The 15,265-nt window shown below is 74.4% G+C and carries 10 protein-coding genes; 7 read left to right on the top strand and 3 right to left on the bottom strand.

Going from position 1 to position 15,265, the window contains the following annotated elements:
• The first annotated feature begins 205 nt into the window (after nt 1–205).
• The 6 genes from ACWDRR_RS15045 to ACWDRR_RS15020 all read left to right on the top strand — a co-directional run bounded on the left by ACWDRR_RS15045 (nt 206) and on the right by ACWDRR_RS15020 (nt 6,760).
• Complete coding sequence (locus ACWDRR_RS15045) at nt 206–3,373, top strand: nitrate- and nitrite sensing domain-containing protein (RefSeq protein ID WP_449772601.1); 3,168 nt, start codon at nt 206–208, stop codon at nt 3,371–3,373.
• Nucleotides 3,370–3,801 carry a roadblock/LC7 domain-containing protein gene (locus tag ACWDRR_RS15040; RefSeq protein WP_449772600.1) on the top strand — a complete coding sequence of 144 codons (432 nt, stop codon included), beginning with the start codon at nt 3,370–3,372 and terminating at the stop codon, nt 3,799–3,801. The genes ACWDRR_RS15045 and ACWDRR_RS15040 overlap by 4 nt, the downstream gene beginning before the upstream one ends.
• A gap of 7 nt (nt 3,802–3,808) precedes the next feature.
• Nucleotides 3,809–4,234: a DUF742 domain-containing protein gene (locus ACWDRR_RS15035; protein WP_449772599.1), complete on the top strand. Its 426-nt coding sequence runs from the start codon at nt 3,809–3,811 to the stop codon at nt 4,232–4,234.
• Nucleotides 4,235–4,237: 3 nt separating this feature from the next.
• On the top strand, nt 4,238–4,849 hold the full coding sequence (locus ACWDRR_RS15030) for a GTP-binding protein (RefSeq protein ID WP_449772598.1): 612 nt from the start codon (nt 4,238–4,240) through the stop codon (nt 4,847–4,849).
• Between the two features lie 71 nt (nt 4,850–4,920).
• Nucleotides 4,921–6,066: an FAD-dependent monooxygenase gene (locus ACWDRR_RS15025; RefSeq protein WP_449772597.1), complete on the top strand. Its 1,146-nt coding sequence runs from the start codon at nt 4,921–4,923 to the stop codon at nt 6,064–6,066.
• A gap of 211 nt (nt 6,067–6,277) precedes the next feature.
• On the top strand, nt 6,278–6,760 hold the full coding sequence (locus ACWDRR_RS15020) for a PH domain-containing protein (protein WP_449772596.1): 483 nt from the start codon (nt 6,278–6,280) through the stop codon (nt 6,758–6,760).
• A gap of 54 nt (nt 6,761–6,814) precedes the next feature.
• Here the strand turns inward: ACWDRR_RS15020 and ACWDRR_RS15015 are convergent, their stop codons facing one another.
• Together ACWDRR_RS15015 and ACWDRR_RS15010 are read right to left on the bottom strand one after the other, a co-directional pair.
• Complete coding sequence (locus ACWDRR_RS15015; protein ID WP_449772595.1) at nt 6,815–7,657, bottom strand: leucyl/phenylalanyl-tRNA--protein transferase; 843 nt, start codon at nt 7,655–7,657, stop codon at nt 6,815–6,817.
• Nucleotides 7,654–11,010 (bottom strand): amino acid adenylation domain-containing protein, encoded by a 3,357-nt coding sequence (locus ACWDRR_RS15010; protein ID WP_449772699.1) that lies wholly within the window; start codon nt 11,008–11,010, stop codon nt 7,654–7,656. Before ACWDRR_RS15010 ends, ACWDRR_RS15015 begins: the two co-directional genes overlap by 4 nt.
• A 344-nt stretch (nt 11,011–11,354) precedes the next feature.
• On the opposite strand from ACWDRR_RS15010, the gene ACWDRR_RS15005 reads away from it, so the two are divergent.
• Nucleotides 11,355–14,528, top strand: coding sequence for a putative bifunctional diguanylate cyclase/phosphodiesterase (locus tag ACWDRR_RS15005; protein ID WP_449772594.1), 3,174 nt, complete (start codon nt 11,355–11,357; stop codon nt 14,526–14,528).
• A gap of 24 nt (nt 14,529–14,552) precedes the next feature.
• Here ACWDRR_RS15005 and ACWDRR_RS15000 read toward each other — a convergent pair whose 3' ends face one another.
• Complete coding sequence (locus ACWDRR_RS15000; RefSeq protein ID WP_449772593.1) at nt 14,553–15,017, bottom strand: OsmC family protein; 465 nt, start codon at nt 15,015–15,017, stop codon at nt 14,553–14,555.
• Between the last annotated feature and the right edge of the window lie 248 nt (nt 15,018–15,265).

Here is a 15,265-nt window from a genome sequence, read left to right as displayed (position 1 = left end):
CCGGCCGCCCGGCCTTCCGGGCAGCCCGGGGTGCACGCTCCGCACACGATCACGCCGTATCGGCGACCGGCCGCGGGAGCTCCCGGGAGGCCGTTCCCCCAAGGTCCCTTCGTTCACTGATCATTAACTGCTCGATGACGGTGTGTTAAGACTGTGTGCGCACACCGTCCAGGCAGCGAACGGGTTTTCACTCCTATCACACCGTATGACTAGTATCACTTCGTCAAAAGCTCGTGCCCCCGGACGGTTCGACCCCACCAGGCCGGCCGCCAGTCCCAAGGAGTCAGCTCTGCGCGCGCGTGCGAATCGGCGGCCCCCGACGCCGAAGTCCCCCCGCAGGCGTCCGCGCCTGTCCCTGCGAACGGCGCTGCTCGTCCTGGCCGTCGTCCCCAGTCTCGCCCTCGCCGCCCTCTGGGCGGTCACCAGCGGCCAGACCTTCCTCGACTTCCAGCGCCAGGCGGCCCAGGGCCTGCTGGCCCAGAAGGCCGGGCAGCCGTCCAACCACGTCTACTACAACCTCCAGGAGGAGCGCCGGCTCAGCGCCGAGGCGCTCGCCCGGCCCGGCAGCGTCACCGACGCGCTGCGCCGCCAGCGCCAGCTCACCGACGACGCGGTGCGCCAGTTCCAGACGCTCTCCGGGGAGACCGCCGACAGCGCGCCCACCGAGGTGCGCACCGCGGTCGCCGAGGCCCGGCAGTCGATGGGCAGGCTCGCGGAGCAGCGGGCGGCGATCGACCGCGCCGCCGTCGACCAGCAGACGGCCTTCGCCTACTACACCGACCTGATCGCCGTCGACCTGCGGCTCTTCACCGCGCTGAGCCACGTCGACAACGGCGAGGTCACCTGGATCTCCAAGACCCTGGTGAACGCCTTCTGGGCCAAGGAGATGCTGGCCCGCGAGGACGCCGTGCTGGCCCGCGGCTGGCCGTCCGGCAAGCTCGCCGCCGCCGACTACCAGCAGGTCCAGCAGGCGATCGGCGCGCAGGAGCACCTGTTCACCGTGCAGGTCGTCCCCTACATCCCGGCCGGTGAGGCGGCGGCCTGGCAGGACGTCATGAACAGCCCCGCCTGGCAGGCCAAGTCCGCCGTGGAGCAGGCGCTGATCAGGGCCACCCCGGCGGACCCGAGCGGCGCCGTCAAGCTCCCGGCCTCCCAGGACCAGTGGCGCCAGGCGCTCGACCAGCTCAACCCGCTGCTGGTGACGGCGATCGAGACCCGCACCGACGGCATCGTCGAGGTCGGCAAGGGCTCCTTCCTCTCCCTGCTCACCGCCTTCGTGCTGACCACCGTCATCGGCCTGATCGCGGTCGTCGCGGTGATCCTCACCAGCTGGCGGCTGACCCGCTCGCTGCGCCGCCGGATCAAGGAGCTGCACACCCAGGCCGAGGAGCTGGAGCGCACCCTGCCCGAGGTCGTCGAGCGCCTCTCGCGGGGCGAGCAGGTCGACGTCGAGGCCGAGAGCCGGGCCATCACCGCCGACCAGCACGGCACCGACGAGCTGGCCCGCCTCGGCCAGGCGCTCAACCTGGCCCGCGCCTCCGCGCTGGAGACCTCCGTCCGCCAGGCCGACCAGCACCGCGGCTTCGAGCGGCTGCTGCAGCGCATCGCCCGCCGCACCCAGCTGCTGATCGGCCAGCAGCTGCGCAAGCTGGACGAGCTGGAGCGCAAGCACGAGGACCCCGAAGTGCTGGAGGGCCTGTTCGACCTCGACCACCTCACCGCCCGGCTGCGCCGCTACGAGGAGAACCTGGTCATCCTGGCCGGCGGCCAGCCGCAGCGGCGCTGGCGCAAGCCCGTCCCGCTGCTGGACGTGCTGCGGGCAGCGCAGAGCGAGGTGCAGGACTACCGGCGGATCATGCTGGACGTCGAGGGCCACCCGTGGCTCTCCGAGCGCGCGGTCGGCCCGGTCGCGCACGTGATCGCCGAGCTGATGGAGAACGCGGCGAGCTTCTCCAAGCCGCCGACGCCGGTGGAGGTCCGGGCCGCGATGGTCGGCCGCGGGCTCGCGGTGGAGATCGAGGACCGCGGCCTCGGCATGGACCCGGAGCAGTACGACGCGGCCAACGAGCTGATGAGCCGTCCGCCCCGGATGGACGTGCTGGCCCGGGCGGACGACATCCGCCTCGGCTTCTACGTGGTCTCCCGGCTGGCGGCCAACTCCCATCTGAAGATCGAGTTCCGGCCGTCGGCCTTCGGCGGGACGCGGGTGGTCGTGCTCGTCCCCGATGAGCTGGTCATCGACGGCGACGCCGGGCTGCCGGACGCCACCCCGGTCGAGCCGATCCCGCTCGCCCGGCGTCCCCACAAGGCGGGGCTGACCGCCCTCGGCGCGGGCCCGGAGCACGGTGCGCCGACGGACCCCGAGGCCACCGTGGCGACGGCGGTCGCGACGCCGACGCCGCCGGCGATCGAGCCGCCGGAGACCGTCCTGGTCTCCTCGGCCGCCGCGCCGAGTCCGGCCGAGGCGTTCGCGCACGTCGAGTACATCCAGCCGCCGGAGCCGGAGCAGCCGGTCGAGCACAGCTCCCCGGTCGACGGCACGGCCTACGGCAGCGAGGGGTACGCCACCACCGGGTACGCCACCACCGGGTACACCGCCGGCGGCTACGGCACCCCCGGCTACGGCGCCGACGGCTACCGCGCGGACGGCCACGGGACGGACGGGTACCGCACCGACGGGTACCCGGCGGACGCCTACGGCGGCTCGTACGACCCGTCGGCCCCCGGCGCCGCCGGGTACGACGCGCCCGCCGACGCCGGCCCGGCCCACCCCGCACCGACCGGCGACGCGCCCGCCCAGGAGGCCCCCGCGCCCGGCCCGCCGGCTCCGGACGCCCCCGCCTACCCGGACATCGCCTACGCCAAGGTGTCGCCCGCCGAGGCCCCGTACGCCGACGAGCAGTACCGCCCGGCCGACCACTACCGCCTCGCCGAGCGGCGCGAGTACGCCTCGACGGTGCCGCTCACCGCGCCGGCCGGCGGGCAGGCACCGCTGCCGCAGCGGGTCCGCCAGGCCAGCCTGGCCGCCGAGCTGCGCGTCCCGCCACCGCCGGAGGCCGTCGGCGAGCGCGTCACCGGTGCGCCCGGCATGCCGGGCTCGTTCGGCACGCCGATCGGGTCGGCGAGCGTGTTCCAGCGCCCCGCGCGCCGCTCGGGCGCGGCGATCGGCGCCTTCCAGCGACAGTCCCGGGTGGCCCGCGGCCAGGACTCCGGCGAGGTCCACCTCCCCGACCACGGCGTCTTCACCGACCGCCGCTCCCGCCCGGCGCCCCCCACCGGCCCCACCGGCTCCCCGACTCCCGCGCAGGACCCGTCCCCCTGGGCCCTCCCCGCCGCGGATCCCCGAACCACTAGGACGGATGACCAGCCATGAACCGTACGATCGCCACCCACCAGGACCTGGACTGGCTGCTGGACGGACTCGTCGACTCGGTGGCCGGGACCAGAAACGCCGTGCTGCTCTCCGACGACGGCCTGGTCGTCAGCCACTCCCGCACCATCGAGCGGGCCGACGCCGAGCGGCTGGCCGCCGTGGCCACCGGTCAGCAGAGCCTCGCCCGGGGCGTCGGCCAGCTGTTCGACGGCGGGCCGGTGCACCAGGTGATCGTCGAGCTGTCCGAGGTCTGGCTGTTCATCATCGCCGCCGCGCAGGGCACCCACCTGGCCGTGGTCGCCTCCCAGGAGGTGGACGCCGAGGTGATGTCGGTGGCCATGCACACCCTGGTCCAGCAGGTCGGCCAGAAGCTGAGCACGCCGGTGCGCAGCGAGTTCGACGCCTTCGCGGCCAGGAACCGGGGTTGATGCCCAGGTGATCCCGCACTGGAGCGAGGTGCCCGACGAGGACGAGGAGGACGGCTCCGGCACGATGGTGCGCCCGTACACCATCACCCGCGGCCGCACCGCGCCCGAGCGCGACGACCTCACCCTGATCACGGTGCTGACCACCGTCACGGACGAGGCCCGCGCCGTCCTGGCCCGGGGTTCGTCCCGGTCGGGGCCGCGCGGGCTCCAGCCCGAGCACCGGATGATCCTGGACCGCTGCCGGCGTCCGGCCGCCGTCGCCGAGGTGGCGGCCGCCCTGGACCTGCCGGTCTCGGTCACCAAGATCCTCCTGGGCGACCTGATCTCCCAGGGCCTGCTGCTGGCCCGGGCCCCGCTCTCGGTGGCCCGGGCCAGCGGGGGCGTGGACCTCGGCCTGCTGACGGCCGTTCGCGAAGGACTCCGGAGACTCTGAACCATGGCACCGACCGCACCCCTTCCCCCCTCCGCACCCGGCACCACCGCCGCGCCCTCCGCCGTGAAGATCCTCATCGCGGGCGGCTTCGGTGTCGGCAAGACCACCCTGGTCGGCTCGGTCAGCGAGGTCCCGCCGCTGCGCACCGAGGAGTACCTGACCCGCGCCAGCGTGGGCGTGGACGACCTGTCCGGCGTGGACAGCAAGGACACCACCACCGTCGCCCTGGACTTCGGCCGGATCACCGTCAGCCCCGACCTGGTGGTCTACCTGTTCGGCACGCCCGGGCAGGAGCGCTTCTGGTTCATGTGGAACGACCTGGTGAACGGCGCGCTCGGCGGCGTCGTCATCGCCGACACCCGCCGGCTGGACACCAGCTTCGCCTCGATCGACTTCTTCGAGAGCCGGGGCATCCCGTTCGTGGTGGCGATCAACTGCTTCCACGGGCACAACACCCGGACGCCGGACGAGATCCGGGCCGCGCTCGACCTGGACCCGCAGGTGCCGATGCTGCTCGGTGACGTCCGCGACCGCGGCTTCGGCCGCGACCTGCTGCTGGCCCTGGTCGACCACCTGATGGACCTCTCCGCCGCCCGGCCCGCGCCCGTCGGCTGATCCGGCCCGCCCCGCCCCGACCGCCCCCGACCGCCCCCACCGCTTCGACCCCTTTGGGAGAACCCCCCGTCATGACCTCACCCCTGCGCGTACTGATCCACGGCGGCGGCATCGGCGGCCTGACCCTGGCCACCGCCCTCGCCCGGCGCGGCCACCGGGTCGACGTGGCCGAGCTCCGCGACGGCCTGGAGGCGCTCGGCGTCGGCATCATCCAGCCCTCCAACGCCCTGCACGTGATGCGCGAGATCGGCGTGCTGGACGCCTGCCTGGCGGCCGGCTTCGAGTGGGAGGTGCTGACCATCTGCGACCCCGCCGGCGCCACCCTCGCCAAGATCCCGCAGCCGCGGATGGGCGACGCCCCGTCCAACAACGGCATACCGCGCCCCGCCCTCGCCGAGGTGCTGAGCGGCGCCGCCACCGCGGCCGGTGCCACGCTCCGCTTCGGCACCACGATCACCGACCTCACCGACGACGGCGCGGGCGTGGACGTCGTCCTGAGCGACGGTCACCGCGACCGGTACGACCTGGTGGTCGGCTTCGACGGCATCGGCTCGCCGCTGCGCCGCCGGCTGTACGGCGACGCGTACCGGCCCGAGTACACCGGCTTCGCCAACTGGCGGGTGACGCTGCCGCGTTCCCCCGAGGTGCAGGGCGTGGTGATGTCCACCGGGAACCTGCGGGCGAAGGCGCTGCTGACCCCGATCACCGACGACCTGATGTACCTGGGTTCGGTGTTCGCCGAGCCGGAGGACTTCCGCCCGGACCCGGAGCGCGCCCACGAGCAGCTGGCCGAGCGGCTGGCCGGCTTCGGCGGCCCGGTCGCCGAGGCGCTGGCGCTGGTCACCGACCCGGCCGCGGTGGTCCACTCGCGGATCTCGCAGGTGAGCGTGGAGGAGCCGTGGCACGTCGGCCGGGTGGTGCTGGCCGGCGACGCCGCGCACGCCAGCACCCCGCACCTGGCGCAGGGCGCGGCGATGGCGGTCGAGGACGCGCTGGTGCTGGCCCAGAGCCTGGACGCCGTCGAGGACCCGGCCGAGGACCTCGCGGGGGCGCTCGCCGCGTGGGAGGAGCGCCGCCGGCCGCGCGCGATGTGGGTGCAGGCGCTGTCGCGGGCGGTCCTGAAGCAGGAGACCGGCACGCCGACCACCCCGGAGGAGGACGAGCTGCTGAAGGTCGGCATCCCGGGCGCCGCCCACGTCCTGGTCCAGCCGTACTGACGCCCGCGCGTCACCGACGTCACCCGTCAGCTCGACCGCGGCCCCGCCGTCACGACCGACCGGCCCCGCACGGGAACCCTCCCGTGCGGGGCCCCGTCGTCCGGTCCCGGCCCTGCCCGCCGGTGCGCGCCCCCTGTCGGCGGCCACCCCCCGCCCCTACACTGCGAGACCGGTCGATCACCGGGGATGACATTCGTCAGGGGTGGGTGGCATGAGCACCGAGGGTCTGAGACTTCCGCACGAGTACCGGGTGGCGAGCACGCGGATCGGGGGCTTCGCGTTCACCGTCCTGCTGTTGTCGTTCGGCGCCCTGCTGCCGCTCTGGGCCGACGAGGGCTTCTCCTCCGGGGTGAAGGGCGCCGGCACCCTGCTGATCCTGGGGCTCTGCCTGCTCCTGGTCGTCTCGGCCGCACAGGCCGCGACCGTGGTGACCGGGGAGGGCATCAGGGTCCGCGGGATGATCCGGCGCCGGCGGCTCGCCTGGGCCGAGATCGCGGAGATCCGCAAGCAGCCCAACCCGAACGCCCACATGGGCCGGGGCGCACCGCAGTTCTTCACCTACGCCCACCTCCGGGACGGCCGCAAGGTCCAGCTGCCGTTCGTGGACGACAAGCACGTCCTGGTGGACCGCGAGGTGGCCCGGCTGACCGAGGTCCTGGACCGGCACCGGCAGCAGCCCGGTGGCGCCGACTGACCGGCGGCCGCCGGCTCGCGCCCGGTGACCGCGGCGGGCCCGGCGCGGCGGGCCTCAGCCCAGCCGGGCCGCCGGGAGCGCCCCGGTGGGGAGCGGGCCGACGTCCGCCGGGTCCGCGAGCGCGGTGAGGTAGCGCTCGCGCGGGACGGCGGTGGCGCCGAGGGCGCGGACGTGGGGCGTGTCCCACTGGGCGTCCAGCAGCCGGCCGCCGGCCGCGGCGAAGCGGGCGGCGAGGTCGGCGACGGCGACCCGGCCGGCGTCGGGGCGGCGGTGGAACATCGAGTCGAGGCTGAGGACGGGGCCGGCGGCGACCCCGAAGACCCCGCCGATCAGCTCCTCGCCCTCCCAGACCTCGGCGCTGTGGGCGGCGCCGCGCTCCCGCAGTTCGAGCAGCGCGGCGCGCAGCTGCGCGGTGAGCCAGGGCGGCCGGCGCCCCTGCGCGCATTCGGCGAGGACGCGCTCGAAGACCCGGTCGGCGCTGGTCCACCACCGCCGGCCGTTGCGCAGCCGCCGGGCGAGCCGGCTCCCGAGCCGCACCCCGTCCGGGGCGATCACCGGGCGGGGGTCGGGCGACCACCAGGCGAGCGCGTAGGGGTCGTCCTCGGCGCCGGGCAGCAGTGCCACCTCCCCCGCCGCCACCGCCTCCTCGAACCGGGCCTCGTTGAAGGCGCTCGCGTAGTCGTCGGCGGCGGGCATCGGGAAGAGCCCGCGGCGGTAGGCGGCCAGCAGCACGTCCGCCCCGAGCCCCGCGCCGAACGCCACCGGCCCGTCCCCCGGTGCCCGCCGCAGGTCCAGCCGCTCGAACGCCCCGCCCGCCGCGCCGGCCCCGGCGGCCCCGAAGTCCCCGAAGTCCCCGACTGCCCCGCCGGCCTCGTCCGCCGCGCCCGGCCCGCTCACCGGCGGACCACCCCGACCGGCGGCGTCAGGAAGCCCTCCGCCGTCAACTGCTCCAGGTACCGGTCGAGTAAGGCGTCGTCCACCGCCGGCAGGTCGATCCCGCTGCCCACCAGCGCCTGTTCGGTGTTGGCCCGGTCGAACAGCGGGAACGTCGGGCGGAAGTACATCTCGCTGATGGACAGTTCGGTGCCCGGGCTGCGGTCCACGAAGAGCGGCACGAACGGGGTCATCGGGTGGGTGGGGTGCCCGGCGGCGAACCGGACGAGGTCCTCGACCCAGGCCTTGTAGGGCACTTGCTCCACCCGGTGGCCGCGCACCCGCAGCCGGTCGGCGAGGTCGGCGAGGACGGCCGGGCGCGGCGAGGTCACGTGGTAGACCTCGCCGATCGCGGGGGCGTGGCGGGCGATGTGCGCGACGGCGCGGCTGAACCGGTCGGCCGGGACGAAGTCGAGCAGCAGCCGGACGTCCGGGCAACTCCCGCTGTCCGCCATGTACTTGATCAGCGCGCAGATCTCGGTACCGGTGTTCATCACCCCGGTGGCGAGGTCGCCGGTGACGTCGTTCGTGCGCAGCACGGTGACCGGCAGCCCGGCCGCCGCCGCGTTGTGCAGCAGCTGCTCGGCGACCCACTTGCTCTCCACGTAGCCGACCGCGAGCCGCTCCGGGTGGGCCAGCGGCGTCCGTTCGGTCACCTCGCCGACGCCGGCCGGGCCGAAGCCGGCGAGCACGGCGAGCGTGGAGAGGTAGTGCACCGGGATGCCCCGCGAGTGCCCGGCCAGCCGGACGATCTCCCGGGTGCCGCCGACGTTGGGGCCGCGCAGCTGGTGGTAGGGGTAGATGAAGTTGACCTGCCCGCCGAGGTGGTGGATCGCGTCCAGGCTCTCGGCGAGCGACTGGAAGCGGTGCTGGGACAGTCCGAGCAGCGGTTCGGAGAGGTCCCCGACCAGCGGGACGACCCGGCTGTCCAGCACGTCGTGCCGCAGGTACCGCTGCTGGGCGGCGCGGATGCGCTCCACCGCGTGCTCCTCGTCGGGGGCGCGGACCAGGCAGTGGATGCGGGCCCGGGTGGTGGCCAGCAGGGCGTCGAGCAGGTGGGCGCCGCAGAAGCCGGTGGCGCCGGTGAGCAGGATCTCGGCCGGCTCGGCGCGCGAGGGGGCCGGGCGCCAGGACTGCCGGACGGGGGTGCCGAGTTCGGCCTCGGCCGTCCAGTCGACGGCCGTCTCGCCGAAGCCGTTGCCGCCGGAGCGGGCGCTCTGGGTGGCGATCGCGAAGGCGCGCAGGGTGGCGTCGCGCAGCAGGGAGCGGGTGAGGAAGCGGATCCGGGTGACGTCGATGCCGAACATGATCCGGGCCCGGGCCAGCATCTCCATGGCGAGCAGCGAGTTGCCGCCGAGGGCGAAGAAGTCGTCGGCCGGTCCGACCTCCTCGACGCCGAGCAGCTCGGACCAGAGGTGGGCGACGGCGGGCTCGATGGTGCTCCCGCTGCCGCCGAGGAGCGAGCCCGCGCCGCGGCGCGGGCGCTCGGCCCCGTCGGCCGGGGTGTCGCCGCCACGGGCCTCGACCGCGTGCCGCTCGCCGCCGCCGCCGTCCCGCCGCTGGAGCTGCGGCGCGGTGCGCGGCAGCCGGCGCCGGTCGATCTTGCCGGCGTCGGTGAGCGGCATGCTGTCGAGGAGGACGAAGTCGGCCGGGACCATGAAGTCCGGCAGCCGCTCGGCGAGGTACTCGCGGATCTGGGCGCGCCGGGCCTGGGCACCGGAGCCGTCCCGCCCGGCGAGCGTGTAGTAGGCGGTCAGGACGTGCGCGCCGTCGGCGCTGCCGTCGGCCGCGACCCGGGCCTGCCGGACGTCCGGGTGGGAGGCGAGGACCGCCTCCACCTCGGCCGGGTCGACCCGGTAGCCGCGGACCTTCACCTGGTCGTCGTAACGGCCGAGGATCTCCAGCTGGCCGTCGGCCCGCCAGCGGCCGGCGTCGCCGGTGCGGTACATCCGCTCGCCGGGGACGGGCGCGTAGGGGTCGGGCAGGAAGGCCTCCGCCGTGAGCCCGGGCGCGCGCCAGTAGCCGCGGGCGAGGCCGGGACCGCCGAGGTAGATCTCGCCCTTCTCGCCGGGGCGCACCGGGCTGAGCCGGGCGTCCAGCAGGTGCAGCCGCACTCCCGGCAGCGGCTTGCCGATCGGGACGGGGGCCGCGCCGGGCCCGGTCCCGCCGGCCGGCGCCAGCACCGCCGGGGTGATCTCGCAGAGCGTGGACGTGACGGCCGCCTCCGTCACCCCGTAGGCGTTGACCAGCCGGACGCCGGGCAGCCGGGCCAGGCAGTCGCGGCTGTCGTCGGTGTGGACGGTGTCCCCGCCGACCACGAGCAGCCGCAGGCCCTCGGGGGCCGGGCCGCCCTCGGGGAGCAGTGCGAGCACGTGGTGCCAGTAGGCGGGCGTGAGGTCGGCGACGGTCAGCCGGAGCTCGCGCATCCGGTGCACCAGTTCGGTCGGCGCCCAGGTCCGCGCGCCGCCGAGGACGAGCGTGGCGCCGCTCACCAGGGTGGCGAAGACCTGCTCCAGCGAGGTGTCGAAGCCCAGCGCGGCGAGTTGCAGCACCCGGTCACTGGGAGTGAGCGCATAGGCGTGGATCACCCGGTCCAGCGTGAAGACCAGGGAACGGTGGGTGACCGGTACGCCCTTGGGGGTGCCGGTGGTGCCGGAGGTGTAGATCAGGTAGGCGAGGTCGTCGGGCGCGGCCGTGTCCGTCACCGGGGCGGCGTCCGCGCCCGGGTCCCGCCCGGGGCGGGCGTCGGCGCCGAGCGCCGGGAGCCCCGCGAACCGCCGTCCGTCCGCCGCGACCACCACCTCCGCCCGGCAGTCCTCGACGAGCTGTGCGAGCCGCCGCTGCGGGTGTGCCGGGTCCAGCGGCAGGAACGCCCCGCCGGCCTTGAGCACGCCGAGCCAGGCCGTCACGAGGTCAGTCCCGCGCTCCAGGCAGACCGGCACCACCCGCTCCGGCCCGACGCCCCGGGCCCGCAGCGCGCCGGCCAGCCGGTCGCTGCGCCGGTCGAGTTCGCGGTAGCTCAGCTCGCCGTCCTCGGCGAGCACCGCGATCGCGTCCGGATCGTGGGCGGCCCGGGCCCGGAAGAGCCCGTGCACGGTGTCCGAGAACCCGGCCCGCGCCGGGCCGCGGCCGGCCCCGCCGGGTCCCGGGAGCCCGAGCCCGCCCCAGTGCCACTCGCGTTCGACGTGGGCCCGGCACTCCGCGCGGGAGGCCGGGCCGTAGACCGCGTGCCAGCCACCCGGCACGGTGAAGTCACCGGGCCAGATCGCATACTGACCGTCTTCGTTCCGCAGCACGGCGTGACGCCCGGAGTTCACATCCGAACGTGCGCCCTGTGCGCTGTCGACTGCATCGTCCACCGGCTTGACCTCGTGCGTTGGCGGCAGAATGCTGGGAGGTGCGACATTTCCGACTATACGCACTCAAGGCCTATTTCGAACGTCCGGCCGCAAGCCACCGGGCGCACGAGGCCCCTGCCCGAAAGCTGCGGGCACCCAGACCGGAGCCCCGACCGGACCCCCGGCCAGGACCTCGACCAGGACCCCGAGTTCGGACCCCCGAGCACGGCCAGAGCACAACGCGGACCTGCACACCGCAGGCCCGCCCTCACCCGAAATCACCGCCGGACCGGCGAAGTGATGTCGCGGAGGAGGTAGCCTCCTTGACACGTCGGCGACAACGCCTGATGGTCTGTTACCTGTCGTGGATGGTGCTGTTCACCTGCATCTACTACAGCAACCCGACCCAGCGGATCATCTGGTGGACCGGCATCGGCCTCGGCGGCGTCGCGGCCATCGTGATCGGTGTGCACCTCAACCGCCCGGCGCACCGGCTGTTCTGGTACCTGCTCGCCCTCGCCAACCTCAGCTTCACCGCCGGCGAGGTCGTCCAGGTCGTCCAGATGCAGTTCCTGCACCTGGGCAGCCCCTTCCCCTCCCTCGCCGACGTCTTCTACCTCGCCGAGTACCTGCTCTACGCGGCGGGCGTGCTGGGCTTCATCCGATGGCGGACGGCCCATCAGGACCGCGCCAGCCTGCTGGACGCCCTCATCCTCACCATGGGCCTGGCGCTGCTGGCCTGGATCTACCTGATCCTCCCGTACGCGCGGAACCCGGACCTCACCTGGTTCCAGAAGGCCGTGTCGATCGCCTACCCGCTGGGCGACGTGGTGGTCCTCGCCCTGCTGCTGCGCCTGCTGGTGCCACGCGGCGGCGGCAGCCGGGCCCTCCAGCTGCTCACCGTCGGCACCATCGGCCTGCTGATCTCCGACATCCTGTACGGGCTGATCCTGCTGCACGGCAACTGGCACATCGGCACCCCGGTCGACCTCGGCTGGGCGGCCTTCTACACCGCCTGGGGCGCGGCCGCCCTGCACCCCTCGATGGTCGAGCTCACCAAACCCGTCCCCAGCCAGCAGGTCGATCTCGGCCGCGGGCGGCTCGCCCTGCTCGCCGCGGCCTCGCTGGTCGCGCCGACGATCCTGATCGTCGAGTCGGTCAACGGCAACAACAACAACGCCGGGGTGATCGGCGCCTTCTCCGCCCTGCTCTTCCTGCTCGTGCTGGCCCGCCTCGCGATCGTGGTGAGCGCCCGGCGGGAGGCCATCGCCCGTGAACGCGTCCTGCGCGAGGCCGGCGCCTCGCTCACCGCGGCCGTCACCGTCGAGGAGGTCGCCGACGCCGTCCAGGGCGCCGCCTCCACCCTGATGCCCACCGAGCCCGGGCACGTCGCCCTGCTCGCGGTCAGCGAGGCCGGGGTCCTGCACATCCGGCACGCCGAGCGCGGCCCGGCCCAGCAGCACCCGCACGACGGCTCCGACTCCGACGAGGTGCTCGCCCTCGCGGCCGTCCGCGAGACCCGGTTAATCCCCGTCGAGGACATCGGCCCCGATCTCGCCGACCGCTTCGACGGCATGCCCTCCGCCCTGCTCTGCCCGCTCACCCTGGCCGAGCGCCCCTCCGGCGACCCGCTGATCGGCGCCCTCATCGTCACCGGCACCGAGCAGGAGCTGGCCAGCCTCTGGAGCTCGCTGGAGATCCTGGCCGCCCAGGCCGCCCTGGCCGTCGAGCGCGTCATGCTGAGCCAGGAGATCAACCGCCGCAACAGCGAGGCCTACTTCCGCACCCTGGTGCAGAGCGCCAGCGACGTCATCCTGATCCTCAACGCCGACGACGGCGTCCGCTACGCCTCCTCCTCCGCCGAGCGCGTCCTCGGCTACCCCGCCCTGGACGGCGTCCTGATCACCGACCTCGTCCCGCCCGAGGACAGCCGCGCCGTCGGCAGCGCGCTGGCCCGGATGCGGGGCCTGGACGGCAGCGGCACCCGCTCCGGCAACGACCGCGAGCCGCAGCGCGAGCACTGGCGGCTGCTGCGCCAGGACCGCACGCCCATCGAGGCCGAGGTCCGCTGCAACGACCTGCGCGGGGACCCGACCGTCGGCGGCCTGGTGCTCACCCTGCGCGACGTCACCGAGCAGCGGCAGATGGAGCGCGAACTCACCCACCGGGCCTTCCACGACTCCCTCACCGGCCTGGCCAACCGGGTGCTCTTCCAGGACCGGGTCGGCCACGCGCTCTCCCGGGGGGAGCGCAGCGGCGCGGTCACCGGCGTGCTCTTCATCGACCTGGACGACTTCAAGGTGGTCAACGACACCCAGGGCCACGCGGTCGGCGACGAGCTGCTGGTCGCCGTCTCGCTGCGGGTCTCCACCGCGCTGCGCACCTCCGACACGGCGGCCCGGCTCGGCGGCGACGAGTTCGCGGTGCTGGTGGAGGACGCGGTGCGGCCGGCGGACGTCGGCGCCATCGCCGACAGCGTGCTGGCCGCGTTCGTCGAGCCGTTCAAGCTGAGCGCGGGCGCCGTCCGGGTGACGGCGAGCGTCGGCGTGGCGACCACGGAGGACAGCGTGGACGCGGCGGAGCTGCTCACCCACGCCGACCTGGCCCTCTACTCGGCGAAGTCGGCCGGCAAGCGCCAGTGGTGCCACTACCAGCCCGCCCTGCAGGCCGGACTGGTGGAGCGGCACGAGCTGAACGAGAACCTGGACACCGCGATCGCCGAGTCCTCGTTCAAGCTGTACTACCAGCCGATCGTCGACCTGGCGACGGGTGACCTGGTCGCCTTCGAGGCCCTGGTCCGCTGGCCGCACGACCGGCGCGGCATGGTCCTCCCCGACGAGTTCATCGCGCTCGCGGAGGAGAGCGGCCAGATCGTGCCGCTCGGCGCCTGGGTCCTGGAGCGCGCCGCCCAGGAGGCCGCCGGCTGGCAGCGGCAGAGCGCCGACCACCGCCGCGCCACCGGGCGGCCCCCGCTGCGGGTCAACGTCAACGTGTCGGCCCGGCAGTTCCGGGACGCCGGCTTCGTCGACGTCGTCCGGGGCGCGATCCGGGCCTCCGGGATCGACCCGAACGGACTGGTGCTGGAGCTGACGGAGTCGGTGCTGATGCGGCGCGACGAGCGGGTGCACACCGACATGCGCACGCTGAGCGGACTGGGCGTGGGCATCGCGATCGACGACTTCGGCACCGGGTACTCCTCGCTCTCCTACCTGCGGGAGTTCCCGATCTCGATCCTGAAGATCGACAAGTCCTTCATCGACGGGCTCGGGATGTCGCAGCAGCAGTACGCGCTGGTCGAGGGCATCACCAGGATCGCGGACACGCTCGGCGTCCAGGTGATCGCCGAGGGCATCGAGAACACCGAACAGCGCGACCTGCTCGCCGCCATGGGCTGCCCGCTCGGCCAGGGCTACCTCTTCGCCCGCCCGCTGACGCCGGACCAGGCCGGCGCCCTGGTCCGGGGCGAGGCCGACCTGGCGGGCGTGCGGCGGAAGTGACGGGGCGGCGCGGCGTCCGCCGCGTCAGGCCGGCGCGCCCTCCGGCGGCACCGCCGTGGTGCTGACCACGACGCCGGCGGTCAGCGTCCGGTGCACCGGGCACTTCTCCGCGATCTCCAGCAGGCGGCGGCGCTGTTCGGCGTCGAGGTCGCCGTCCAGCCGGATCTCCCGGGTGATGCGGTCGACAAGCCCGTGCCCGCTCTCGCACTCGGCGCAGTCCTTCGCGTGCACCCGCTCGTGGCGCAGCGCGACCGTGACCTTCTCCAGCGGCCAGCCCTTGCGCTCCGCGTACATCCGCACCGTCATCGAGGTGCAGCTGCCGAGCGCGGCCAGCAGCAGGTCGTAGGGGTTCGGCCCGCTGTCGGCGCCGATCGGCGCGGGCTCGTCGGCCACCAGCTCGTGGTGGCCGGCCCGGACCTGCTGCCCGTACCGGCCGATGCCGCTCTCGCTCACCACGACGAGCCCGCGGTCGGTCTGCTGCTGTTCCATCGTCATTCCTCTTCTGCGGATCCGGTCGTGCCCGGTGACGCGCCAACCCCGGGGGGGTGCCGGGCCGTGCCCGGCGCTCCCAGCCTACGGAGCCGCGCGACCGGCCTCCGCGGGTGCACCGTCGGCGCCGTCAGGTCCGTCGGGTGCACGCTCGGCGCCGTCAGGTCCGTCGGGTGCACGCTCGGCGCCGTCAGGTCCGTCGGGTGCACGCTCGGCGCCGTCAGGTCCGTCGGGTGCACGCTCGGCGT

Source organism: Kitasatospora sp. NPDC003701, from assembly GCF_053587085.1.
This window is presented reverse-complemented; position numbering and strand designations above follow the sequence as displayed.

What these genes read in the sequence shown, in the direction of transcription:
- ACWDRR_RS15045 (WP_449772601.1), top strand. Translation starts at nt 206, where the DNA reads ATGACTAGTATCACTTCGTCAAAAGCTCGTGCCCCCGGACGGTTCGAC.
- ACWDRR_RS15040 (WP_449772600.1), top strand. Translation starts at nt 3,370, where the DNA reads ATGAACCGTACGATCGCCACCCACCAGGACCTGGACTGGCTGCTGGAC.
- ACWDRR_RS15030 (WP_449772598.1), top strand. Translation starts at nt 4,238, where the DNA reads ATGGCACCGACCGCACCCCTTCCCCCCTCCGCACCCGGCACCACCGCC.
- ACWDRR_RS15025 (WP_449772597.1), top strand. Translation starts at nt 4,921, where the DNA reads ATGACCTCACCCCTGCGCGTACTGATCCACGGCGGCGGCATCGGCGGC.
- ACWDRR_RS15020 (WP_449772596.1), top strand. Translation starts at nt 6,278, where the DNA reads ATGAGCACCGAGGGTCTGAGACTTCCGCACGAGTACCGGGTGGCGAGC.
- ACWDRR_RS15000 (WP_449772593.1), bottom strand. Translation starts at nt 15,017, where the DNA reads ATGGAACAGCAGCAGACCGACCGCGGGCTCGTCGTGGTGAGCGAGAGC.